Annotated in this window: 20 protein-coding genes and 1 pseudogene; 9 read left to right on the forward strand and 12 right to left on the reverse strand. The window is 68.7% G+C overall.

Translation table 11 applies throughout. The annotated features are described in order from the left end of the window. The first annotated feature begins 54 nt into the window (after positions 1 to 54). Positions 55 to 453 (forward strand): MAPEG family protein, encoded by a 399-nt coding sequence (locus CEF10_RS11760; RefSeq protein WP_101068414.1) that lies wholly within the window; start codon positions 55 to 57, stop codon positions 451 to 453. A gap of 10 nt (positions 454 to 463) precedes the next feature. On the opposite strand, the pseudogene CEF10_RS11765 reads toward CEF10_RS11760, so the two are convergent. Together CEF10_RS11765 and fdhF are read right to left on the reverse strand one after the other, a co-directional pair. Beyond that, positions 464 to 1,670 (reverse strand): annotated as a pseudogene (locus CEF10_RS11765) (hydantoinase/carbamoylase family amidase). A gap of 40 nt (positions 1,671 to 1,710) precedes the next feature. Next, a complete protein-coding gene (gene fdhF / locus CEF10_RS11770) occupies positions 1,711 to 4,491 on the reverse strand; it encodes a formate dehydrogenase subunit alpha (protein WP_101068415.1) in 2,781 nt (926 codons plus the stop codon). Positions 4,492 to 4,681: 190 nt separating this feature from the next. Between fdhF and CEF10_RS11775 the strand changes: the two genes are divergently transcribed. From CEF10_RS11775 to CEF10_RS11785, 3 genes are read left to right on the forward strand one after another with little or no spacing between them, the layout of a single operon-like run. Further along, the gene (locus CEF10_RS11775; protein ID WP_101068363.1) at positions 4,682 to 5,332 is read left to right on the forward strand and encodes a histidine phosphatase family protein; all 651 of its coding nucleotides are present in this window, start codon (positions 4,682 to 4,684) and stop codon (positions 5,330 to 5,332) included. A 14-nt stretch (positions 5,333 to 5,346) separates the two neighbouring features. After that, positions 5,347 to 6,408 carry a saccharopine dehydrogenase gene (locus CEF10_RS11780; RefSeq protein ID WP_101068364.1) on the forward strand — a complete coding sequence of 354 codons (1,062 nt, stop codon included), beginning with the start codon at positions 5,347 to 5,349 and terminating at the stop codon, positions 6,406 to 6,408. After that, positions 6,405 to 7,547 (forward strand): saccharopine dehydrogenase family protein, encoded by a 1,143-nt coding sequence (locus CEF10_RS11785; RefSeq protein WP_101068365.1) that lies wholly within the window; start codon positions 6,405 to 6,407, stop codon positions 7,545 to 7,547. Before CEF10_RS11780 ends, CEF10_RS11785 begins: the two co-directional genes overlap by 4 nt. A gap of 144 nt (positions 7,548 to 7,691) precedes the next feature. On the opposite strand, the gene CEF10_RS11790 is transcribed toward CEF10_RS11785, so the two are convergent. The 6 genes from CEF10_RS11790 to CEF10_RS11815 all read right to left on the reverse strand — a co-directional run bounded on the left by CEF10_RS11790 (position 7,692) and on the right by CEF10_RS11815 (position 12,661). Further along, positions 7,692 to 8,018 carry a DUF3775 domain-containing protein gene (locus CEF10_RS11790; RefSeq protein WP_101068366.1) on the reverse strand — a complete coding sequence of 109 codons (327 nt, stop codon included), beginning with the start codon at positions 8,016 to 8,018 and terminating at the stop codon, positions 7,692 to 7,694. A 66-nt stretch (positions 8,019 to 8,084) separates the two neighbouring features. After that, complete coding sequence (locus CEF10_RS11795) at positions 8,085 to 8,819, reverse strand: SDR family NAD(P)-dependent oxidoreductase (protein WP_101068367.1); 735 nt, start codon at positions 8,817 to 8,819, stop codon at positions 8,085 to 8,087. Then, positions 8,816 to 9,379, reverse strand: coding sequence for a DUF3833 domain-containing protein (locus CEF10_RS11800; RefSeq protein WP_232796484.1), 564 nt, complete (start codon positions 9,377 to 9,379; stop codon positions 8,816 to 8,818). The genes CEF10_RS11795 and CEF10_RS11800 overlap by 4 nt, the downstream gene beginning before the upstream one ends. Further along, entirely contained in the window at positions 9,376 to 10,608 is a 1,233-nt protein-coding gene (locus CEF10_RS11805) for an MFS transporter (RefSeq protein WP_101068368.1), read from the reverse strand. The genes CEF10_RS11800 and CEF10_RS11805 overlap by 4 nt, the downstream gene beginning before the upstream one ends. Next, entirely contained in the window at positions 10,608 to 11,363 is a 756-nt protein-coding gene (locus tag CEF10_RS11810) for a DUF1365 domain-containing protein (RefSeq protein WP_101068369.1), read from the reverse strand. Before CEF10_RS11810 ends, CEF10_RS11805 begins: the two co-directional genes overlap by 1 nt. Further along, positions 11,360 to 12,661, reverse strand: coding sequence for an NAD(P)/FAD-dependent oxidoreductase (locus CEF10_RS11815; RefSeq protein ID WP_101068370.1), 1,302 nt, complete (start codon positions 12,659 to 12,661; stop codon positions 11,360 to 11,362). The genes CEF10_RS11810 and CEF10_RS11815 overlap by 4 nt, the downstream gene beginning before the upstream one ends. A gap of 234 nt (positions 12,662 to 12,895) precedes the next feature. On the opposite strand from CEF10_RS11815, the gene CEF10_RS11820 reads away from it, so the two are divergent. The 3 genes from CEF10_RS11820 (at position 12,896) to CEF10_RS11830 (ending at position 16,236) form a co-directional block, all read left to right on the forward strand. Continuing rightward, the gene (locus CEF10_RS11820; protein WP_332870151.1) at positions 12,896 to 13,450 is read left to right on the forward strand and encodes a sigma-70 family RNA polymerase sigma factor; all 555 of its coding nucleotides are present in this window, start codon (positions 12,896 to 12,898) and stop codon (positions 13,448 to 13,450) included. 5 nt (positions 13,451 to 13,455) lie between these two features. Further along, complete coding sequence (locus tag CEF10_RS11825; protein WP_101068372.1) at positions 13,456 to 14,109, forward strand: ChrR family anti-sigma-E factor; 654 nt, start codon at positions 13,456 to 13,458, stop codon at positions 14,107 to 14,109. Positions 14,110 to 14,208: 99 nt separating this feature from the next. Further along, positions 14,209 to 16,236: an NADPH-dependent 2,4-dienoyl-CoA reductase gene (locus tag CEF10_RS11830; RefSeq protein ID WP_101068373.1), complete on the forward strand. Its 2,028-nt coding sequence runs from the start codon at positions 14,209 to 14,211 to the stop codon at positions 16,234 to 16,236. A gap of 26 nt (positions 16,237 to 16,262) precedes the next feature. On the opposite strand, the gene CEF10_RS11835 is transcribed toward CEF10_RS11830, so the two are convergent. Next, positions 16,263 to 16,709: a DUF4399 domain-containing protein gene (locus CEF10_RS11835; protein ID WP_101068374.1), complete on the reverse strand. Its 447-nt coding sequence runs from the start codon at positions 16,707 to 16,709 to the stop codon at positions 16,263 to 16,265. Positions 16,710 to 16,955: 246 nt separating this feature from the next. Here CEF10_RS11835 and CEF10_RS11840 point away from each other — a divergent pair, with 246 nt between their 5' ends. Continuing rightward, positions 16,956 to 17,861, forward strand: a complete 906-nt coding sequence (locus tag CEF10_RS11840; RefSeq protein ID WP_101068417.1) for a LysR family transcriptional regulator — start codon at positions 16,956 to 16,958, stop codon at positions 17,859 to 17,861. Positions 17,862 to 18,261: 400 nt separating this feature from the next. Here the strand turns inward: CEF10_RS11840 and CEF10_RS11845 are convergent, their stop codons facing one another. The 3 genes from CEF10_RS11845 to CEF10_RS11855 are packed head-to-tail and all read right to left on the reverse strand — an operon-like array spanning position 18,262 to position 21,442. Then, the gene (locus tag CEF10_RS11845; RefSeq protein ID WP_101068375.1) at positions 18,262 to 19,536 is read right to left on the reverse strand and encodes a bifunctional folylpolyglutamate synthase/dihydrofolate synthase; all 1,275 of its coding nucleotides are present in this window, start codon (positions 19,534 to 19,536) and stop codon (positions 18,262 to 18,264) included. After that, positions 19,533 to 20,492, reverse strand: coding sequence for an acetyl-CoA carboxylase, carboxyltransferase subunit beta (gene accD / locus CEF10_RS11850; RefSeq protein WP_101068376.1), 960 nt, complete (start codon positions 20,490 to 20,492; stop codon positions 19,533 to 19,535). Before accD ends, CEF10_RS11845 begins: the two co-directional genes overlap by 4 nt. Before the next feature lie 59 nt (positions 20,493 to 20,551). Next, positions 20,552 to 21,442: a CPBP family intramembrane glutamic endopeptidase gene (locus CEF10_RS11855; RefSeq protein WP_101068377.1), complete on the reverse strand. Its 891-nt coding sequence runs from the start codon at positions 21,440 to 21,442 to the stop codon at positions 20,552 to 20,554. A 154-nt stretch (positions 21,443 to 21,596) separates the two neighbouring features. Here CEF10_RS11855 and ilvD point away from each other — a divergent pair, with 154 nt between their 5' ends. Continuing rightward, positions 21,597 to 23,354, forward strand: a complete 1,758-nt coding sequence (ilvD, locus tag CEF10_RS11860) for a dihydroxy-acid dehydratase (protein WP_101068378.1) — start codon at positions 21,597 to 21,599, stop codon at positions 23,352 to 23,354. Positions 23,355 to 23,412 lie beyond the last annotated feature (58 nt).

A 23,412-nucleotide genomic window follows, 5' to 3' on the forward strand; every position in this document is an offset into this window, starting at 1 on the left:
TGAAAACAAGGCGTCATGCGCTACCCTGCGCGGACCAGGGTCAGGGAGGAGACCATGACCGACCTCGAACGCTACACGCTTTACGCCGCGCTCTGGATCGCGGTGGCGTGGCTGCCCTATATCCTAGACCGGATCATGGTGCGCGGCCTGCTCGGCGCGATGGGCAATCCGGGTCCGCACCTGGCGCCACAGTCGGAATGGGCACAACGCGCGATGCGCGCGCATACCGTGGCCGTCGAAAGCTTTGTCGCCTTCGCGCCGCTCGCGGTGCTCGCCGCGATCCGCATGCCGGCGGACCCGTACCCCGGCGTGCTGGCGATGACGTATTTCTTCGCGCTCCTGGCGCATTACATCGTCTACGCGCTGGGCATCCCGGTGCTGCGCACGCTCGCCTTCGCGATCGCGGCGCTGTCCAGCGTCGCCATGGCGCTGCGGCTGCTGGGCGCGATCTGACCACCCGCCGTCACGGCGCGAGGCGCGACACCGCGCCTGCCAGGGCGCGCAGGCCCGTCACCAGATCCGCCTCGTCCGTATCCTCGGCGAAGGCGTGGCTGATGCCGTCGATGGAGGGCACGAACAACATCGCCGCCGGCATCAGCCGTGCCGCGTTGGCCGCGTCGTGCAACGCCCCCGAGGGCAGGTGGCGCCACCGGCCCGGCGCCTGCTCCTGCGCCGCGGCGGCCAGTTCCGCCTGCAATCCGGTGTCCATCGGCACCGGTTCCAGCCCGAGCATGTCGCCGAAACGGACCACGAGCCCCCGCTCGGCGGCGATCGCGCCTGCGGCGTCGCGGATCACCGCCTCCATCCGGTCGAGCCGGCCGGCGTCGTCGTCGCGCCACTGCATGGAAAACACCGCGCGCCCGGGCACGATGGAATGGGCGCCGGGATGCAGCACGACCTGCCCGATCGTCCAGACCGTGCGCGGCGTCGCGATCTCGCCCAGCCCGGCGTTGATGCGCGCATTGAAGTCCGCCAGCGCCTGAAAGGCGTCTCGGCGGCGATGCATCGGCGTGGTGCCGGCATGGTTCTGATCGCCTTCAAAGGTGATCTCCATGTCGCGGATGCCGACGATGTCGGTGACGACACCCAGCGCCTCACCGGCCTCGTAGAGCCAGGGCCCCTGTTCGATGTGCATTTCCAGGAAACCGCTGAATCGGCCCGGGTCGATGAAATCGCCCGCCAGCTGCGCCATGCGCGCCCGTGCCCCGGCGAAGGTAACCCCGTCGCCGTCGGCGCGGGCGTCCGCGTCGGCCAGCGGCAGGGTCCCGGCCCACACGGAACTGCCCGTCGTGACGCCAAAGCGCCCCTCCTCGTCCTGGAACGAGACGACGGAGACCGGCGGGCCGCCGGCCGCGCGCGCCGCCCGCGCGATTTCCAGTCCCGCGATCGTGCCCAGCGCCCCGTCGAGCCAGCCGCCCTCGGGCTGGCTGTCGGTATGGCTGCCCACCAGCAGCGACCGCTCCGCCCGCGCCAGCCCGAACAGGTTGCCGACCGGATCGTAACGCGGCTCAAGCCCGGCCCCGGCCATTTGCCCGGCCAGCCATTCGCGCGCCGCGATGTCGGCCTCGGAACAGGCGGGGCGCACCACGCCCTTGCCCACCCCCGGCCGCACCGAATTCCCGAAGGGCGTGCAGGTCAGACAGGAAGCGGCTGGGCTCTACCGGGAGCACAGGGGCACCTTCGTCGCTGCACCTCGGCGCCGGGCGGGGGTCACTCCGCCGCCACGCTTTCCTCGGCCTTCTCCACCCGCACGGCGCAGTACTTGAACTCGGGGATCTTGCCGTAGGGATCGATCGCCGGGTTGGTCAGCAGGTTCGCCGCCGCCTCGACGAAGGCGAAGGGCACGAAGACCATCTCGGGGCCGATCGCGCGGTCGGCACGGGCCATCAGCGTGATGCTGCCGCGCCGGCTGGTCAGGCGCACCATCTCGCCCGGCTCCACGCCCATCTTGCGCAGCGTGGCAGGGTGGAGCGAGCAGTTGGCCTCGGGCTCGACCGCGTCCAGCACCGTGGCGCGCCGCGTCATCGACCCGGTGTGCCAGTGCTCGAGCTGCCGCCCCGTCGTCAGCACGAAGGGATACTCGGCGTCGGGCATCTCGTCGGGGGGGATCACGCTGGCCGGCGTGAACTTCGCCCGGCCCTCGGCGCGCGGGAACCCGTCGCCGAAGACCACGGCCTCGCCCGGCCCCTCGGGGTCCTTGCAGGGGTAGGTGACGGCGTTCTCGCGCTCCAGCCGCTCCCAGGTGATGTTGTTGAGCGAGGGCATGTTCAGCGCCATCTCGGCAAAGACGTCCGCCGGGCTGGCGTAATCCCACGGCAGGCCCAGTCTACGGGCCAGCTCCACCGTGATCGCCCAGTCCTCGCGCGCCTCGCCCGGCGGCGGCACCGCGGGGCGGCCCATCTGCACCTGACGGTTGGTGTTGGTCACCGTGCCCGTCTTCTCGGCAAAGGCCGAGGCGGGCAGGATCACGTCGGCGTAGTTCGCCGTCTCGGTCAGGAAGATGTCCTGCACCACGAGGTGATCGAGCTTGGCAAGCGCGTCGCGCGCGTGGTCCACGTCGGGGTCGGACATCGCCGGGTTCTCGCCAAGGATGTACATCCCCCGCGTGTTGCCGGCGTGCACGTCATCCATGATCTCGGTGACGGTCAGCCCGGCCTCGCCGCTGAAATCATCGCTTTCCCAGACCTGCGTGAAGGCACGGCGCGCGTCCGGGTCCGTGACCTTCTGGTAATCGGGCAGGAACATCGGGATCAGCCCCGCGTCCGACGCGCCCTGCACGTTGTTCTGGCCGCGGAGCGGGTGCAGCCCGGTCCCGGGGCGGCCGACGTGGCCGCTCATCAGCGCCAGCGAGATCAGGCAGCGCGAATTGTCGGTGCCGTGGATGTGCTGCGAGATCCCCATGCCCCAGAAGATCATGCCCGCCTGCGCGCCCGCGAATTCGCGCGCGACCTGCCGCAGCGTCTCGGACGGGATGCCGCAGATCTTTTCCATCTCCTCGGGCGGGAACTGCGCGAGGTGCGCCTTCTCGGCCTCCCAGTTCTCGGTGAAGGCCTCGATGTACTGCTGGTCGTAGAGCCCTTCCTCGACGATGACGTGCATGATGGCGTTGAGCATCGACACGTCCGTGCCGGGCTTGAACTGCAGCATGTGCGTGGCGAAGCGGCGCAGGCCCACGCCGCGCGGGTCCATCACGATCAGCTTGCCGCCGCGCTTCGTGAACTGCTTGAAATACGTGGCGGCAACGGGGTGGTTCTCGACCGGGTTGGCGCCGATGATGATCGCGACGTCGGCGTTCTCGATCTGGTTGAAGGTGGCGGTCACCGCGCCGCTGCCCACGTTCTCCATCAGCGCGGCGACCGAGGACGCGTGGCACAGCCGGGTGCAGTGGTCCACGTTGTTGTGGCCGAAGCCCTGCCGGATCAGTTTCTGGAACAGGTAGGCTTCCTCGTTGGTGCACTTGGCGCTGCCGAAACCGGCGACCGATTTGCCGCCATGCGCGTCCTTGAGCCGCTTGAGGCCCGCGGCGGCGGTGTCCAGCGCCTCGTCCCAGTCTGCCTCGCGGAAGACCTGCTGCCAGTTTTCCGGATCGACGTTCAGGCCCTTCGCGGGGGCATCCTCGCGCCGGATCAGCGGCTTCGTCAGGCGGTGATCGTGGTGGATGTAATCGAAGCCGAACCGCCCCTTGACGCACAGCCGCCCCTCGTTGGCGGGGCCGTCGATGCCGTCGACGTATTTCACCTTGTCGTCCTTGACCTTCAGGCTGACCTGGCAGCCCACCCCGCAGAAGGGGCAGACGCTTTCGACCTCGCGGTCGTAATCGGCGCTGTCGCCGACCTGGGTCTCGTCGAGAACGCTGGCCTCCATCAGCGCGCCGGTGGGGCAGGCCTGCACGCATTCGCCGCAGGCCACGCAGGTCGAGCTGCCCATCGGGTCGTCGAAATCGAAGACGGGGAAGCTGTCGTGGCCGCGCCCGGCCATGCCGATGACGTCGTTGACCTGCACCTCGCGGCAGGCGCGCACACACAGGTTGCACTGGATGCAGGCATCGAGGTTCACGCGCATCGCGACGTGGCTGTCGTCGAGCAGCGGCACGCGGCTGTCTTCCATGGCGGGGAAGCGGCTTTCGGTCACGCCGTTCAGTTCGGCCATGTCCCACATGTGGCTGGACTTGTCGTGCGCCTCCTCCCGCGCCGGCTGGTCGGCCAGCAGAAGCTCCATCACCATCTTGCGCGACTTCTCGGCGCGTTCCGAGGCGGTCTTGACCACCATGCCGTCCTTCGCCTCGCGGATGCACGAGGCGGCGAGCACGCGCTCCCCCTCGATCTCGACCATGCAGGCGCGGCAGTTGCCATCGGGCCGGTATCCCGGCGCCGGCTTGTGGCACAGGTGCGGTATCACCAGCCCGCGGCCGTGGGCGACCTCCCAGATGGTCTGGCCGGCCTCGGCCTCGACTTCCGTGCCGTCGAGCGTGAATCGGATCTTGTCGGACATGCGCGCCTCCTTGCCGACCGCATGATAAACATGGGGCGCACGGCCCGAGTCCGTCAATCCCGACACCTGTCCGCGCATTTGCGCCAAGCCATCCGTTCACGGTTGTCCGGGTTTCGGCCACCGTCGGCTTCCAACTCACGGCAAGCCCCGCTAACGTCGCGCCGAATGCGAACCGGCGGAGCGACCACCATTGTCCGAGATCATCCTCGTGCGGCACGGCCAGGCGATGAACCACGCCACGGACGAGGCCGGGTATGACCGGCTCTCCAGGCTGGGCCGCCAGCAAGCGGAATGGCTTGGCAGCCATCTGGCCGCGACGGAGCCGCATTTCGACCGTGTCCTGACCGGAACGCTGGCGCGGCAGGTGGGCACGGCCGAGGCGATGGGTTATGCCATCACGCGGCAGGACGCACGGCTGAACGAGTTGCACTACTTCCACCTCGCCCGGGCCGTCGAATCGCAGCACGGGGTTCCGGCGCCGCGCGATGCGCGCGAGTTCTCGCGCTACCTGCCAGAGGTGATCGAACACTGGACGCGCGGCGCCCTGGCAGAGGTGCCCGAGACCTTCGACACCTTCGCCGACCGCGTCACCGCCGTTATCGACGAGATCTGCAAGACGCCGGGGCGCACGCTGGTCGTCACCTCCGGCGGGGTCATCGGCATGGCGATGCGCCACGCGCTGGGGCTGGAAAACGGCGGCATGGCGCGGATGATGCTACAGGTGCGCAACAGCTCGCTGCACCGGCTGGAGTATGTCCACGACCAGCTGATGGTCGGCGGGTTCAACGCAACGCCGCACCTTGACACACCGGAGCGGGCGCACGCCCGAACCTTCGTCTGAAAGGAGATCATGGCATGACTCACCTCTGGCTCCGCGCCGAACAGCGGCCGCACGAGGAACGCACCGGGCTGACGCCCGGCGGCGCGGCAGACCTGATCGCCGGCGGCATCACGGTGACGGTCGAGGAAAGCGGACGCCGGGCCATACCCACGCAGGCCTACGCCGACGCGGGCTGCGCCATCGCCCCCGAAGGCAGCTGGCCCGATGCCCCGCGCGATGCCATCGTGTTCGGTCTCAAGGAGCTGCCCGACGACGGCACGCCTCTGGTGCACCGCCATGTCATGTTCGGGCATGCCTTCAAGGGCCAGCATTCGGGGCGCCGCCTGCTGGAGCGTTTCAGGGCCGGCGGCGGAGCGCTCTACGACCTCGAATACCTCGTGGACGGTGCGGGCCGGCGCGTCGCCGCCTTCGGCTACTGGGCGGGCTACGCGGGCGCGGCGGTGTCGCTCAAGGCCTGGGCCGCGCAGCGGGCGGGGGGGATCTGCCCGCCGGTCACCACCTACCCGGGCAAGGACGCGCTGCTGAACGACCTCGCCGCGGATCTGCGCGGCGCGGGTGACGCGCGCCCCACCGCCATCGTCATCGGCGCGCTGGGCCGCGTGGGCACCGGCGCGACCGACCTTTGCGCGGAAGCGGGCGTGTCCACGACGAAATGGGACATGGACGAGACCGCCCACGGCGGCCCGTTTCCCGAGATCCTCGACCACGAGCTGTTCATCAACTGCATCCTCGCCCGTCCCGGAACGCCCGTCTTCGTGCCCGAAACGGCGCTGACGCGGGATCGCCGCCTGACCGTCATCGGCGACGTGGCCTGCGACCCGGACAGCGACTACAACCCGGTGCCCGTCTACGACACCGCCACCACCTGGGAGGCCCCTGTGACACGCGTGGCCGACGACCCGCCGCTCGACGTGATGGCCATCGACAACCTGCCGTCACTGCTGCCGGTGGAATCCTCGCAGGACTTCGCGGCGCAACTCTTGCCCTCGCTGGCGGGGTTGGACAATCTGGAGACCGGCGTCTGGGCGCGCGCACGGGCAGTCTTCGACGAACACGTGAAAGGGATTGGAACATGACGATACACTGGTGCGGCACCGGCCTTTCGGCCATTCCCGGCCTGCGCCGCCTGATCGAGGCGGGCCACGAGGTCACCGTCTGGAACCGGACCCTGGACAAGGCCCGCGACGCCGTGGGGGACCTGACCGACAGGATCATGGTATTCGACGCCGACGCGCTTGCAGCCGAGGTGCAGGAGGGCGACATCGTCGTGTCCATGCTGCCGGGCGACTGGCACGTGCCGCTGGCCGAGATGTGCATCAACAAGGGCGCGCATTTCGTGTCGTCCAGCTACATCTTGCCCGAGATGCACGAGCTGCACGCCAAGGCGCTGGTGCGCGGCGTCTGCCTGGTCAACGAGGTGGGGCTCGACCCGGGCATCGACCACCTGATGGCGCATCACCTCGTGGCCGATTACCGTGCGTCCGACGCCTTCGACGCGGGCAACGACCTGTCGTTCACCTCGTATTGCGGCGGGATCCCGAAGCACCCCAACCCCTTCCGTTACAAGTTCAGCTGGTCGCCGCTGGGCGTGCTCAAGGCGCTGCGTTCGCCCTCGCGTTCGATCCGCGACTTTTCCGAGTTGCGGGTGGACCGGCCGTGGGACGCGATCTCGGCCTACACCGCGCCGCTGCCGACGCCGGAGACCTTCGAGGTCTACCCGAACCGCGATTCCATCCCCTTCATGGACGATTACCATTTCGAGCCTTCCTGGCGGGTCAAGGAGTTCGTGCGCGGCACGCTGCGGCTCAACGGCTGGTCGGAGGCGTGGCGGGACATCTTCGACGAGATCGAGACGCTCGAGGGCGCCGAGGGCGAGGCCCGCCTCAAGGAGATGTCGGACGCGCTCTGGGCCGAGAACGCCTATGACGAGGGCGAGCCGGATCGCGTGGTGCTGTGCGTGTCGCTCAAGGCGGAACGGGAGGGGCGACCCGTCTGGCACAAGACCTATGTCATGGACGCCTGGGGCGACGCGCGCGGCACCGCGATGGCACGGCTGGTGTCGATTCCGCTGTCGATGGTGATCGAAGCGGTGGCCAACCGGGAGATCCCCGCAGGCGTCACCCCCGCGCCCAGCGACCCGAAGCTGGTGCAGCGGCTTCTTGGCAAGGTCGATACGCTGGCGCAGCACCTCCAGGTGGTTGACCACACCGCGTGATCGCGACCGCCTCTTCGTGCTGCGCCCGTGCGGATGCCTCCGGCGGGAGTATTTCGGGCAAGATGAATGCGGTTGCGCGCGGCCATGCCGCATCGCGACCGGATGCCGGATCTCGTGCCGCAGACCGCAACCGGACGCCGTGCGTCACCCGCCGCGGATCAGATCGTCCTCTTCCTCGGTGACAGAGATACCCAGTTCATCGAGGCCGTTCTCGAGGTGATCGGACAGGTGCGGCGTCCCGATCAGGTAATCGGCGGTCGGCGTCGTCGCCTCGGCGCGGGCGGTCGCCTTGGCCTCTTCAAGTTCGTCGGCCATGAAGCTTTCGCGCCCGATCCACATCAGGGCCACGAGGCTGTATTTCTCCTCGTCCGTCAGTCGGTCGATGAAGGCCCGCAACTCGCCCTCGGCGCGGTCGAGCTCCCGTGCCATCAGGATGATCTGGGCCACCTTGTAGGTGCTGATATCGAGCATGGTCTTCCTCCTGTCGGCGCGACTCTACCACAGCAATGCCGCCTGTCTCTGCCCCATTCCTTGATCTTACGCAAACAGGCGGTAATAGGCCCAGTCGGGCAGGAACCGCGACAGGCGGAAGACAAGGCTGAATGCCCAGGGAAAATGCCTCTGGAAGGCGCTTTCGTCGCTCATCAGGTCGAACATCTCGCGCGCCGCGCGCTCGGGCGTCATCAGGAAGGGCATGTGGAACTCGTTCTTGTCGGTCAGGCGGGTTCGCACGAAGCCGGGGTTGGCCAGTTGCACGCGCACGCCGGTGCGCCCCAGGTCCGCGCGCATGGTTTCCGCCAGCGACATCAGCCCGGCCTTGGACGCGCCGTAGCCCACCGCGCCCGGCAGGCCGCGAAACCCCGAGAGCGAGCCGGTCAACACGATGTGACCCGCGTCGCGCGCGACCATGCCCGGCACGACATGGCCCAGCACCCGCACGCCGCCGGTGAAGTTAACGTCGGCCATCATGGTTGCCTGGCCGGCATCCCAGCGCGTCGCGGGCATCGGCCAGTACACCCCGGCAAGGTAGACCAGCCCGTCCACATCGCCCGCCCGCTCGGCCGCGCGCGCGACGCTGGCGTCGTCCGTGACGTCCATGGGCACGACCCGCGTGCGTCCCGGCAGTTCGCGGGCCAGGTCCTCCAGCCGGTCGGCGTTGCGGGCCGACAGAACCAGTTCGGCGCCCACGGCACTGAGCTGGCGGGCCAGCGCCGCGCCCAGCCCTTCGCTTGCCCCCACGATCCAGTAGCGTTTGCCGGCCCAGTCCGTCACGCCGCCTCCGTTCTGCGCATGGTCGCCACGAGCTCGGCCACCTTGATGCCGAACTTGCGGAACTGGCTTCGGTTGACGATGACGCCGTCGGGCGCAAGGTACATCCAGTCCGTCACGTCGAGCGTGTGGCCGCCCGCGTCCTCGTCCAGCTTGAGCCGGTAGCGCAGTTGCACCGTCGGTCCCGACTGCTGGCCGTGGCCGGTGCCGATGACATCCGCCGCCTCGGCGCGGATAGACCCGTCGTTGCCAAGCTGCAACCGCCATTCGCGGTCCTGTGCGCGGCCGCTGTCATACTCGAAATGCTCGCGCATGACCCCGCGGTTGCCGTCCCATTGCGCCTCGAAGTCGCCGTTGAAGCGCGACACCACGCGGCCCATCGGCCCGTAGATCACGCCCTCGCACCGGATGGGCCCGTTCAGGTGCCTGCGCAGGTCGAAGGGCGGATCGCCGTCGGCGTAATCCTCGGGGCGCTGCGCGGCAAAGCCGGTCAGGCGCACCCTGATGACCACGAGACCCAGCATCGCGGCCGCGCCGAGAAGGAAGAAGGTCAGGGGTGTCAATGGCTCATGCTCCTTTCGGATTGTGGGGTTTGCTCGAGGCGCAGGCCGGCGAGCAGCACGATCGCGACGGCCTTGAGCCCGCAGGGCAGCGCGCCGTACAGCAGGCTCAGCAACAGCAGCGCCTGCGGATCGTTGTCGGCGCCGGCCTTGAACCCTCCGGCCTCGAGCAACGGCAGCAGGCTCACCGCGGCAACCGCGAGGGTGAACTTCGACACGAAGGACCACAGCCCGAAGGCCTCGCTGGCCCCGGGAGAGATCGTTTCCATGCGCCGTGCGAACAGCGCCGGCAGCAGCGTCATGTCGGCGCCCAGCGCGGCGCCCGAGGCCAGGCAGATCACGCCGAACGCCCATGTATCGCCCGCGCCAAGCGTCACCGCCGCGGCGAAGGCCGCGATCGAAAGCACCATGCCCGACAGCAGCACGCGCCGCGCGCCCAGCGCCTCGGCCATGTGGCCCCAGACCGGCGCGGCGGCCGCCGCGGACAGGAAGAACAGCAGCAGGAACGGCCCTTCCAGACCGGGCGCCTGCAGCCGGCTTTCCACGAAGAACAGGAACAGGGTCGAGGTCACCGCCACGGGCGCGGCGTTCACCAGCGCGACGATCAGCAGGCGTCGCGCCACCGGGTCGCGCAGCACCGTCGCGAATCCCGTCGTCTCCTGCACGGCGGCGCCCTGCCACTGGCCGGCCATCGCCACCAGCGCAACCAGCGCGAGCCCCGCGAAGGCCACCGCGAACCCCGCGTAGCCGCCCAGCGCGACCGGCGCCACGGCCGCCGCGCATATTCCCAGAAGCGCGCCGGTCTCACGCCAGCGCGCCAACCGAAGGTGGCCCTGGCTGGGCAGACGCCCGGCCGCCGCGACCCCTTGCGCGTAGAAACAGATGGTCAGGTAGCTGAAGGCGGAGAACACCAGCGTGACCATCGCGGCGAACCACGCCAGCGGCGCCACCGGCGGGGTGACGGCAAACAGGCCGAGCATCGCGCCCGTCATCACCAGCACGGCCACCGCGACCGACGACCCCCGGCGGTGGCGCAGCCGCTCGGCCAGCCGGCCCAGCAAAGGGTCCTGCACGACGTCGGCCAGCCGCAGCACGAAGAGCACGCCGCCCAGCGCGCCCAGCGACACGCCGTAGGCGTCCACGTAGAACTTGGGCGCATGAATGTAGAGCGGCAGCCCGGCCGCCGCGAGCAGACCGGCGAACAGCGCGTAGGATGGCAGGCGCGGCGCCATCACCGGCTGACCTCCTGCGCCGGCGGCGACGGGCGCGCCCGGTACGTGGCGCCCTTCCACCACAACCGCAACGCCTGCCAGTGAATGAGTGCCAGGACCCGCCGCGATCCCATCGGGCGCCGCAGGCAGGCCCCAAGCAGGCCGGACGTCGTGAGCGGCCGGCGCGGACCGACCAGCGTGGCGATCACGCCGCCGGCGCCGCCCGTATAGTCGATGCGGATACCGATCCGGTCGTTGCGCAGGTCGAAGCGGAACTCGTAGTGCCCGTCGACCTGCTGGAACGGCGACACGTGGAACACCTTGCGCGCGCGCAGCGTGTCGTGGGCCGTGATCGCCGCCACGTCGCCGCGGTGGCACAGGTACGAGTGGCGGTCGCCGAAGGTGTTGTTGACCTCGGCCACGATAACGCGGGCCCCGCCAGCCGCATCCCGGCAGATCCAGAAGGACACCGGGTTGAACAGGTGTCCCAGCAGGCGTGGCTGGGTCAGCAACTCGATCCGCGCGGGCGCGGGCAGTCCATGCGCAGCCAGAACCTCGCGCACCCAGGCGGGGCCGCGACCCTGCCCCGGCGCGCCGCCGTGATCGCGGTCGTGCACGGCCGCCGGTGCCCGTCGGTTGCGGTCGAAAAGGCGCGGCGCCTCGACCTCCGCCTCGGCGTCGAGCAGCACGTAGTCCACCCCGTAGCGGAACGCGTTGTCGATCGCGCCCTTGCGCCCGTGCCAGGTGTGGCCGGCGATATGCTCCACCCGGCTCATTCCGCGGCCATTTCCGGCGTGGTCCCGCGCGCCGCGAGTGCCTGCGCGACCTCCAGCCCGCTCGCGAGTCCGTCCTCGTGGAAGCCGTGGCGCATCCATGCGCCGCAGAACCACGTGCGGCGCGTGCCGTTGAACCCGCGCACCCGATCCTGCGCCTCGAGCGCGGCAAGGTCGTAGACCGGGTGGCGCATCGTCACGCGGTCGTACACCAGCTCGTCACGGATGGGGCGCGTGGCGTTGAGCGTGACGAACATCGGGTCGTCCTGCGGGATCGGTTGCAGGCGGTTCATCCAGTAGGTGATGCCGATGGGCGCATCGCCGCGCCCGGCGCCGCCGGCGTAATTCCACGAGGACCAGACGGCACGCCGCCGCGGCATGACAGTGCTGTCGGCATGCAGCACGATGTCGTTGGGCTGATACCGCACGGCGCCCAGCGCGGCACGTTCCTCGGGGGCAGGATCCTCCAGCAGGCGCAGCGCATCGTCCGAATGGGAGGCGATGACCACCTCGTCGAACTGCTCCCACGCGCCGCCGTGCGCGCGAACCTCGGCCCACAGGGGCCGACGGCGCACGCCGGCCACCGGCGCCCCGGTGCGGATCGCGACGCCCTTCGCGCGCATCGTGCGGTCCAGCCGGTCGACGTAGGAGGCGGAGCCGCCCTGCACGGTATACCACTGATGCTGGCCGCTGTGGTGCAACAGCGCGTGGTTCTCGAAGAACTGGATCAGCGCGTGGGCAGGGAAATCCATGATCCGCTCCGCCGGGGTCGACCAGATCGCGCCGGACAACGGCAACAGGTAGTGGTCGCGAAACCAGTCGCCCAGCCCCATCTTGGCGATGAAATCGCGTATGGTCAGCCGGCGGTCGCGCGATTCGCGCAGCGCGTGGGCGTTGAAGCGGAAGATGTCGCGCAACATGCCCCAGAAGCGCGGGTTCGCGATGTTGCGGCGCTGCGCGAACACGGCGCCGGCCCCCGCCAGCCCGTATTCGAGGGCGCCGTCGCCGATGGACGCACCGAAGCTCATGTCGCTTTCGGTGACGGGCACGCCGAGCTCCGCGAAAAGCCCGGCCAGGCACGGGTAGTTGGCGTAGTTGAACACGATGAACCCGGTATCGACCGGCTGGTCGCCGCGTTTGCCGGCGATCACGGTGCGCGCGTGGCCGCCAAGCCGCGGCGCGGCCTCGAACAGCGTCACGTCATGCGTGTCGGCCAGGGCATGCGCCGCGCCCATGCCCGAAATGCCGCCGCCGATGACCGCGACCGTCCTGCGCCCTTGTCCGCCCGCTTCGAATGGCATGATTCCTCGCTCCGTGTTTCGTCGATGTACGGCTCGGTTTACGCGGCTTGCCGGCGATCGGATGAGAATCGATTTTTCCTGAGGCGCGGTGATCCAGCTTGGAAGCGCGTTCGTAATATCGGCATGTTCAGTGAAAGTGCTACGCTCGAGCGCGCCTGCGCATCGCATGCCCCGCCGTCCCGTGCTATTTCGCGCGGAGACAGCACGCGGAACCGCCCGGGACGGCAACGACCAGTGAAGACCGAAGACAAGGACGAGACGAACGAGGACTGGGTGGCCTGCATCGCCCGCATACGCGACCATCAGGACCGCGCGGCATTCGCCGTGCTCTTTCAGCACTTCGCGCCGCGCGTGAAGGCGTTCCTGATGCGGTCGGGCACCGATGCGGCGCTGGCCGAGGAGTGCGCACAGGATGTCATGGCGACGCTTTGGCAGAAGGCGCATCTTTTCGATCCCGCGCGGGCCAGCGCGGCCACCTGGATCTTCACCATCGCGCGTAATCGCAAGATCGACGCGCTGCGCAAGCAACAGCGCCCCGAGCCCGAGGACCTGCCCTGGGGCCCCGAGGCCGAACCCGACCAGGCCGACGCGCTGGCACTGCAACAGGAAACGGCGCAACTGGGCGCGGCGATCGCGGCCCTGCCCGACAAGCAGCGCGTGCTTATCGAGAAGGCCTATTTCGGCGATCTCAGCCACTCGGAGATCGCCGACGAGACCGGCCTGCCACTGGGCACGATCAAATCCCGAATCCGACTGGCGCTGGACCGCCTGCGCCACGCAATGAAGTGACGACGATGACAGACACGATCCATCACCACCTGACCGACCCCCTGCTGATGGCCTATTCCGCCGGCACGCTGCCGGAAGCGTTCAGCATGGTCGTGGCCGCGCATGTGTCGATGTGCGACGAATGCCGTGCCCGGCTGGGCAGCTTCGACGCCATCGGTGGCTCGCTGATCGACGGGGCAGAGACCGTTGCCATGGCCGACGACAGCCTCGGGGCGACGCTGGCCCGGATCGAGGCCGGCGCGACGGCCGAACCGCCTGCGCCGCGCAAGCGGCGCCGTGGTGTGCTGCCCGGCCCCGTGCAGGATTACGTCGGCGGCAATCTCGACGCGGTGAAATGGCGGCCGGTGGGCATGGGCGTCAAACAGGCGATCCTGCCCACGTCCAGGGATGCTTCCGCGCGGCTGCTCTACATTCCCGCCGGCGCGGCCGTGCCCGACCACGGGCACAACGGGACCGAGCTGACTCTGGTCCTGCAGGGCGCCTTCGAGGACGAAAGCGACCGTTTCGGCGTCGGCGACGTCGAGGTCGCCGACGACTCGATGGAACACACGCCGGTGGCCGACATCGGGCAGGATTGCATCTGCCTCGCGGCGACCGACGCGCCCCTGCGGTTCCGTGGGCTGCTTCCGCGACTTGCCCAGCCCTTCCTGCGCATCTGACTGGTCCCGCGCGGGGGTGGGGGGTGTCATGACGCCGCGTGACTCGTGACAAGCCGGCTGCGCGCCGCCATGCTGCCGGCGCGAAACCGGAGGCCGCCAATGACCAGCTACCCCAACCTTCTGTCACCGCTCGACCTGGGCCACGTCACGCTGCCCAACCGCGTGATCATGGGGTCCATGCACACCGGTCTGGAAGAAACGAAGGACTGGGCCCGCGTCGCCGAGTTCTACGTTGCCCGCGCGCGCGGCGGCGCCGGGCTGATGGTCACCGGCGGCATGGCCCCGAACCGCGAGGGCGGCGTGTTCCCCGGCGCGGCGGGGCTGTTCACGGACGAAGACATCGCCAACCATGCGACCGTCACGGATGCCGTGCACGACGCCGGCGGGCGGATCGCCATGCAGATCCTGCACGCCGGCCGGTATGCCTACGGGCCCGAGTGCGTGGCGCCCAGCCCGATCAAGTCGCCGATTTCGCCGTTCACGCCCACCGAGCTGGACGAGGCCGGCATCGAGAAACAGATCGCCGATATCGTCACCGCCGCCGCACGGGCGCGGCAGGCGGGCTACGACGGGGTCGAGATCATGGGCTCCGAGGGGTATTTCATCAACCAGTTCCTGGTGACCCACACCAACAAGCGCACGGATCGCTGGGGCGGGCCTTACGAGAACCGCATGCGCCTGCCCGTCGAGGTCGTCCGGCGGGTGCGCGACGCGGTGGGCGACGATTTCATCGTCATCTACCGCCTGTCGATGATCGACCTGTTGCCCGAGGGCTCCACCTTCGACGAGGTCGTGCAGCTGGCCCGCGCGGTCGAGGCGGCCGGCGCCGACATCATCAACACCGGCATCGGCTGGCACGAGGCGCGCGTGCCCACGATCGTCACCTCGGTGCCGCGCGCGGGCTTCGCCTGGGTCACGAAGAAACTGATGGGCAAGGTGGGCGTTCCTGTCGTCACCTCGAACCGGATCAACACGCCCGAGGTGGCCGAGGAACTGCTGGCCGACGGCTGCGCCGACCTGATCAGCATGGCGCGCCCCTTTCTGGCCGATGCGGATTTCGTGGCCAAGGCCGAGGCCGGCCGCGCGGAGACCATCGCCCCCTGCATCGCCTGCAACCAGGCATGCCTGGATCACACGTTCAGCGGCAAGATCAGCACCTGCCTGGTGAACCCGCAGGCCTGCCACGAAACCGAGCTGGTGATCACGCCCACCCAGCAGGCCAAGCGCATCGGAATCGTCGGCGCGGGGCCGGCAGGGTTGTCGGCGGCGATGACCGCCGCGCAGCGGGGTCACGATGTCACCCTGTTCGACCGCGAGCCCCGCATCGGCGGCCAGCTCAACATGGCACGCGCCATTCCGGGCAAGGAGGAATTCGACGGGCTCGTGGACTGGTACCAGACGATGCTGGCCGACCACGGCGTGACCCTTCGGCTGGGCCAGGCCGTGGAACCCGGCGGCCTGGTCGATTTCGACGAGGTGGTCGTCGCCACCGGCGTCCTGCCGCGTGACCCGGGCATTCCCGGGCAGGACCGGCCCAACGTGCTGTCCTATGTCGACGTCCTGAAGAACCGCGCGCCCGTGGGGCGCCGCGTGGCCATCGTGGGCGCGGGCGGCATCGGCTTCGACGTGGCCGAATTCCTCGTGCACGAGGGCGACAGCCCGACCGAGAACCTCGCGGAGTGGAAAGCGGAATGGGGCGTTGGCGACCCGGCCGACGCCCGCGGTGGGCTTGCGCCGGAGGGTCCGCAGCCCGCCCCGCCGGCACGGCAGGTCACGCTGTTGCAGCGAAAGGCGGAACGGCCGGGCAAGCGCCTGGGCAAGACGACGGGGTGGATCCACCGCCTGTCGCTGCGGATGAAGCAGGTCGAGATGCTGTCGGGCGTGACCTATCACGGGATCGACGAAGAGGGGCTGCACATCACGCTGGGCGAGGACGCCGCCGAAGGCCGCTGCCTTCAGGTGGACACCATCGTGCTGTGCGCGGGCCAGCTCAGCGATCGGCGCTTGGCCGAGGCACTGGAAGCGCGGGGAACAGCCCCCCACGTCATCGGCGGCGCGGACGTGGCTGCCGAACTGGATGCCAAGCGCGCGATCGACCAGGGCACGCGGCTCGCCGCCACGCTGTAGGGCGCCTGGGCCCTGGGCCCGAAGGACTACTCGACCGTGATGGTGATCACGTCGGAGGTGACAGGAGGCTCGTGCGGGATGTGGTTCCGGTCGCCGACGACCAGCTGCAGCGTGTGCTCCCCCGGCGCCAGCTCCACCGTCGTTTGCGTCTGGCCGCCGCCGAAATGCACGTGGTGGTCGTCGGCCGGCAGGGGCATGGACAACTCGTCTGCGCCCGCTTGCCCCTCGCCCAACGGCGGCCGGTCGATCAGCAGGTGATGGTGGCCTGTCCGCGCCTTGTCGGTACCGGCCGGTGCCACGCCCATTCCCTTGAGGCCGAAGACCACCGTCACGGGCGAGGTGACGGTCACGCCGTCTTCGAGGTTGACGAAATAGACTTCGGCGCCCTCGGGCGCCGGGGTCCTCTCGGCGGCGGCGGGCATGGCAACGGCAATGGCGGCGGTCAGCGCCGCGGCGAATAGCGCATGTTTCATCTCAAAATCTCCTCCAGGTTGTGTGCAGATGCCCATGATACCACGAAACGACGGCGGCACCTGCAGGGTTTCGCGCGGCGCCGGCGGGCCTGTCGCCCTTGCCGGTGTGCAAGGCGCAACGGCCGTTTCCCGGTTTCCACGGCACGAACGATCCACCGCGACTCCGCGATATTGTCGGGGAGTGGCCCAACTGATGCCCGATTTCGCCGCCATACGGGACATGTTGAACGAGTAGGGATGTGCAGCATGGACCGCCTGACGGAAATGGAAGCTTTCGCGACAGTCGTGGACCAGGGCGGGTTCACGGACGCCGCGCGCAAGCTGGGTATTTCGAAATCGGCGGTGTCCAAGCACGTTTCCTCGCTCGAAACGCGGCTGGGCGCGCGACTGTTGAACCGAACGACACGCCGCGTTTCGCCGACGGAAATCGGCCTGGCCTACTACGACCGCGCGCTTCGCGTGCTCAACGACGCGGGCGAGGCCGATGCGCTGGTCAGTTCCATGCAGTCGGATCCTGCCGGGCTTTTGCGCATCTCGGTGGCGACGGACTTCGGAGTGAACCATCTCAGCCCGGTGCTGGGCGAGTTCCTCGAGGACCATCCGAAAATCACCGTGAACATGGTCCTGAACAACCGTTACGTCGAATTGATCTCGGAAGGCTTCGATCTGGCCATCCGGGTGGGCGAGCTGGAGGACAGCTCCCTGCGGGCGCGGCGGATCGCGACGACGACACGCCGCATGATCGCCAGCCCGTCCTACTTCGCCAAGCATGGCCGCCCCAAGCGCATCGACGATCTCAACGAACACCGCCTGCTGCACTACACCACCCAGTCGGGTGCCAGCGTCTGGAAGATACCGACCGCGTCGGGCGAGATCCGCCAGGTCCGCACCTCGGGCGGGCTGTCCGTCAACGACGGTCAGTCGCTGCTCAACGCAGCGATCTCGGGGCTCGGCATCGCTTACCTGCCAAGCTTCCTTTACGCCGAAGCCATGGAACAGGGTCTGGTCGAGGACGTGATCCCGGACCTTCCTGTCGAGACGCAAGGGATCTACGCGGTCTATCCGCCCGGCCGCTACACCCAGCCCAAGGTGCGCGCCTTCATCGATTTCCTTGTCCGCGAGTTCGCGGACAAGGGCCCGACCAAGTGGTAGGTTTCCCGCGCCCCGCGTGGCGTCACGGGTGACCGTCGGGGCCGGACATGAAAGGGGGCCGTTGAACCGGCCCCTCAATCTCCCCTGCCACTGCTCCGATTGGTCTGCCTGCTTCTACCTTGTTCCGAAAACCCGATGTCTGGAACGCACGGATTGACAGGCCCGCCCGCGCAAGCGCCGGTCCGGCGACGCAATCTTGTCGTGGTCGTTGGTTCGCCGCATGACGTGTCTTCCTGACCGGAACCCGGGCCGACGGGCAGATCGACAATTCGACCGCTGCAACCAGATATAGGCGAATCAATGCGAATCGGTCAATATGGAGTGATTCGCAGCATTCGATCTTTTTTGCAGCCGGAAGGGATTCCCCTGTGATTCCCGGGGCTTGGGAAACACGGGCGAATCAGCCGTTTTCACGCAGAACGTGCCCGGCCAGGTACAGCGATCCGCAAATCAGGATCCGGGCACCGGGCGCTTGCGCGGCGATGCCCTTCAGCGCCTCGGTCAGACCGGGCGCGGTCGTCGCCTCGATGCCGGACGCCCGCGCGGCCTCCGCCAGTGTCTCGGGCGGCAGGGTGTTGGCCTCTCCGGGGATCGCGATGGCCGTCAAGCTTTCCGCCTGCTCGGCCAGCGGGGCAATGTATCCGGAAACGTCCTTCGTGTTGAGCATGCCGCAGACAAGATGGGTGGACCGCGCCGGCAGCCCGGCCAGATGCCGGCCCAGCGCGGCACCGGCCGAGGCATTGTGCCCGCCGTCGAGCCAAAGCTCGCACCCCCGCGCGGCCCGCGTGATCGCCCCCTCGGGCAGGCGCTGCAGGCGGCCCGGCCAGTCGGCGCGTGTCACCGCCGAGGTGCAGGCGGCCTCGCCCAGGCCAAGGTGGCGCAGGGCGGCCAGCGCGGCGCCCGCGTTCTCGATCTGGTGGGCGCCCGGCAGATTGGGAAGGGGCAGGTCGACAAGGCCCGTTTCATCCTGGAATACCAGCCGGCCGTGTTCCTGGCCGACGTGCCAGTGCTGGCCCTGGGCGATCAGGGGCACGCCGAGACGCGCGGCGCGCTGCTCGATGACCTCCATGGCCGGTTCCTGCTGGGGGCCGACCACGCAGGGCACACCGCGTTTGAGGATACCGGCCTTTTCCGCCGCGATCTTCGCCAGCGTGTTGCCGAGGAACTGTTCGTGGTCGATCGACAGGGGGGTGATCATCGTCAGCGCCGGACGCGCGATCACGTTCGTGGCGTCCAGCCGGCCGCCGAGCCCGACCTCGAGCAATGCGTAATCCGCCGGCACCCGCGACATCACCAGAAGTGCCGCGCAGGTCGTGATCTCGAAATAGGTGATCGGCGCGCCCGCGTTGGCGGCGTAGCATTCGTCGAGCACGGCCGTCAGCGTGTCTTCCTCGATCAGATCGCCCGCAAGGCGGATGCGTTCGTGAAACCGGGCCAGATGCGGCGAGGTATAGGCGTGAACGCGCAGCCCCGCGCCTTCGAGACCAGCGCGCAGCATAGCCAGCGAACTGCCCTTGCCGTTGGTGCCCGCGATATGGATCACCGGCGGCAACGCCTCCTGCGGATTGCCGAGCCGGTCCAGCAGGCGCCAGACGCGGTCGAGCGTCAGGTCGATGATTTTCGGGTGGAGCGACATCATCCGCTCGAGGATGACGTCCGATGTGGCCGCGCTCATTTCTTGCCGGACTCGTCCACCGGGGCTTCGACCGACTCCGGTGTGACGGGGTCCGGCTCCGGCTCGGCCCCTGTCCCCGGTGCGGGCAGGTCGCCCTTCACCGCCGGCGGCAGGCCCAGCAGCATGCGGGTGATCGTGATCAACTCGTCACGCATCTCGGTGCGCGGCGTCACCCGGTCGAGCATGCCGTGATCCAGCAGGTATTCCGCGCGCTGGAAGCCCTCGGGCAGTTTCTCGCGGATGGTCTGTTCGATCACGCGCGGCCCGGCGAAACAGATCAGCGCACCCGGCTCGGCGATCTGCACGTCGCCCAGCATGGCGTAGCTCGCGGTGACACCGCCGGTCGTGGGGTCGGTCAGCACCACGATGTAGGGCAACCCGGCCTCACGCAGCATCTGCACGGCCACGGTGGTGCGCGGCATCTGCATAAGGCTCAGGATGCCCTCCTGCATGCGCGCGCCGCCGGCGGCGGAAAACAGGACAAGCGGGCGCTTGAGCTTAACGGCTTCCTCGGCGGCCGCGACGATGGCGTTGCCGACGTACATGCCCATCGACCCGCCCATGAACGCGAAATCCTGCGCCGCCGCCACGATGGGCGTGCGCCCGATCTCGCCCGTGGCGACAAGCATCGCCTCCTTCTCGCCGGTCTTGCGCTGTGCGGCCTTCAGCCGGTCGGGGTATTTCTTCTGATCGCGGAACTGCAGCGGATCCTGCGTCGGCGCGGGCACTGCGACCTCGGAAAACGCACCGCCGTCGAACAGGGCGGCGAACCTTGCCCGCGGCGCGATCGGCATGTGATGGCCGCAACTGGTGCAGACATTGAGATTGTTCTTCAACTCCCGGTGAAACAGCATCGTGCCGCAGCCCTCGCACTTGGACCACAGGTTCTCGGGCATCTCGCGCCGCGAGAAGATCGAGTTGATCCGCGGGCGCACGTAATTGGTGATCCAGTTCATCGGCTGTCGGTCCCTGTTTCGCCTGCGTCCGAGATAGTCGGCGGCGCGGCGAAATGCAATCAGCGGCGCAGCGCCAGACGCGCCGCAAGCCAGCTGCAGAACAGCGCCATGACGTCCAGCGGCAGCCAGACCGCCATGGCCGCCGCCGACTCGAGCGAGAACGGGTAGGTGTAAAGCGCCAGCCCATCGAAATTGCCCTGCGGCGCGGTGAACAGGATGGCGCTGGTGTTGTTGATCAGATGCATCGCGATCGCGGGGCCCAACGTGCCACTGCGCGCCGTGAGGTCGGCGGCGGCGACGCCGAACAGCGCGGCCCAGATCACCACGGCCCATGTGCTGTCACCCATCTGGCCGGGCGCGTAGTGCAGAAGCGCAAAGGCGACCGAAGGCACGACGATCCAGACGGCGGGATGACCAAAGCGCGCCGCGAGCTGGCTTTGCATGTAACCGCGAAAGGCGATTTCCTCGGCCGAGGTCTGGACGACCAGGCCGGCCAGACCGAGCGGCAGCAGCGCGATCCAGTCGCGCGGGTCAAGGTTGGGCACCGGCGCGACATCCTCGGGCAGCGGCAGCAACCCCACGAGCAGATACACCGCCATGAGCGCCACGCAGACCCGCCCGAACTGCCGCAACGCCACCCCGGGCGGGCCGATCACGCTAATCAGCCCGCGCCCGTGAACAACGCGCAGCGCGCCCCAGATCGCAAGGATCAGCATGCCGAAGATGAAAAGGTTGATCAGAACGGCGGCCGGGGTGGTGCCCTTGCTCAGTGATCCGGACATGGACTCCCACGTGCCCTGCCCCATCACCGTCGCCAGCACGCCCGAGTACAGGAAGCTGAGCGCCATGAAAAGGACGGCCGTCAGCCCGAGACCCGCCAGAAGGCGCCACGGATCGGCAGAGGGGCGCGCCGGTGCGACCAGCGTCTCGAAGGCGGCGTAACGGGCCATGCCCGACAGTTAGTCACCACCGCGCGGCCGCGCAATCGCCAGGGTGCAAGATGCGCTGTGCGTGGGGGAAAAAGCCGCACGCGGACGGCCGCAGCTTGTGTCGCGCGCGCCGCTCGCCTATGCCGGAGGGCAACGTTGTTCGGGGGAGTTCACCATGACGAAATTCGACAAGAGCAAGCTGCCCAGCCGCTACGTGACCGAGGGGCCGGCACGGGCGCCGCACCGCTCGTATTATTACGCGATGGGCATGACCGAAGAGGAGATCCACCAGCCGCTGGTGGGTGTCGCCACCTGCTGGAACGAGGCAGCGCCGTGCAACATCGCGCTGGCCCGCCAGGCGCAGGCGGTCAAGGGCGGCGTGAAGGAGGCCCACGGCACGCCCCGCGAATTCACCACGATCACCGTGACCGACGGCATCGCCATGGGCCACGAGGGCATGCGCTCGAGCCTCGCCAGCCGCGAGGCCATCGCCGACACGGTCGAACTCACGATGCGCGGGCATTGCTACGACGCGCTGGTCGGGCTCGCCGGCTGCGACAAGAGCCTGCCGGGCATGATGATGGCGATGGTGCGCCTCAACGTGCCAAGCGTTTTCATCTATGGTGGCTCGATCCTTCCGGGCAAGGCACCGCAGGTCGACGAGATCCCCGAGGATTTCCGCACCCGCGACCTGACCGTCCAGGACATGTTCGAGGCGGTGGGCCGTCACCAGAACAAGGAACTTTCCGACAAGGCGCTGGAGATGCTGGAGCGCGTGGCCTGCCCCAGCGCGGGTGCCTGCGGCGGGCAGTTCACCGCCAACACGATGGCCTGCGTGTCCGAGGCGATCGGGCTTGCGCTGATGAACTCCTCGGGCATGCCCGCGCCCTATGAATCGCGTGACCAGTACGGCGAGGCCTCGGGCCATGCCGTCATGAACCTGCTGGATCGCAACATCCGCGCGCGCGACGTCGTCACCCCCGAGAGCCTGGAGAACGCGGCGCGCGTCGTCGCCTGCACCGGCGGGTCGACGAACGCCGGCCTGCACCTGCCGGCAATTGCCCACGAGGCAGGCATCGAGTTCTATCTCGAGGACGTCTGCGACATCTTCCGCGACACCCCCTATTTCGTCGATCTCAAGCCGGGCGGGCAGTTCGTCGCCAAGGACCTGTTCGATGCCGGCGGCATCCCGGTGGTGATGAAGGAACTGCGCAAGGCCGGGCTCATTCACGAGGATTGCGTGACCGCCAGCGGCAACAGCATCGGCGAGGAACTCGACCGGATCGACCGCGAGGCCGACGGCCGCGTGATCCATCCCATCGAGACGCCGATCACCAAGACCGGCGGCGTCGTCGGCCTGAAGGGCAACCTCGCGCCGGAAGGCGCCATCGTGAAGGTCGCCGGGATCGCCGCGGAGAACCAGGTGTTCACCGGCCCCGCGCGCGTCTTCGAATGCGAAGAGGACGCCTTTGCCGCCGTGAAGGCGCGCGAATACGAGGAGGGCGAGGTGATCGTCATCCGCAACGAGGGTCCCGCCGGCGGCCCCGGCATGCGCGAGATGCTGGCCACGACCGCCGCATTGTCGGGCCAGGGCATGGGCAAGAAGGTCGCCCTGATTACCGACGGCCGGTTCTCGGGCGCCACGCGCGGCTTCTGCGTGGGCCATGTCGGCCCGGAGGCCGCGCACGGCGGCGCGATCGCACTGCTGCGCAACGGTGACAGCGTCACCATCGACGCCATCAAGGGCGAACTGTCAGTCGACCTGTCCGGCGACGAACTGGAACGGCGCAAGGCGGACTGGCCCGGCGCGCGCGAAACCACCTATTCGTCGGGCGCTCTGTGGAAATACGCGCAGCTTGTCGGGGCGACCTACAAGGGCGCGGTCACGCATCCCGGCGCCAAGGCCGAACGCCATGTCTACATGGACATCTGACAAGCCACCCCGATCCACGCACCTTGGCGCCTTCGTCGCAGCGGCCATTGCACTCGGC

Source organism: Roseovarius salinarum (assembly GCF_002834145.1).
Taxonomy (GTDB): domain Bacteria; phylum Pseudomonadota; class Alphaproteobacteria; order Rhodobacterales; family Rhodobacteraceae; genus Roseovarius; species Roseovarius salinarum.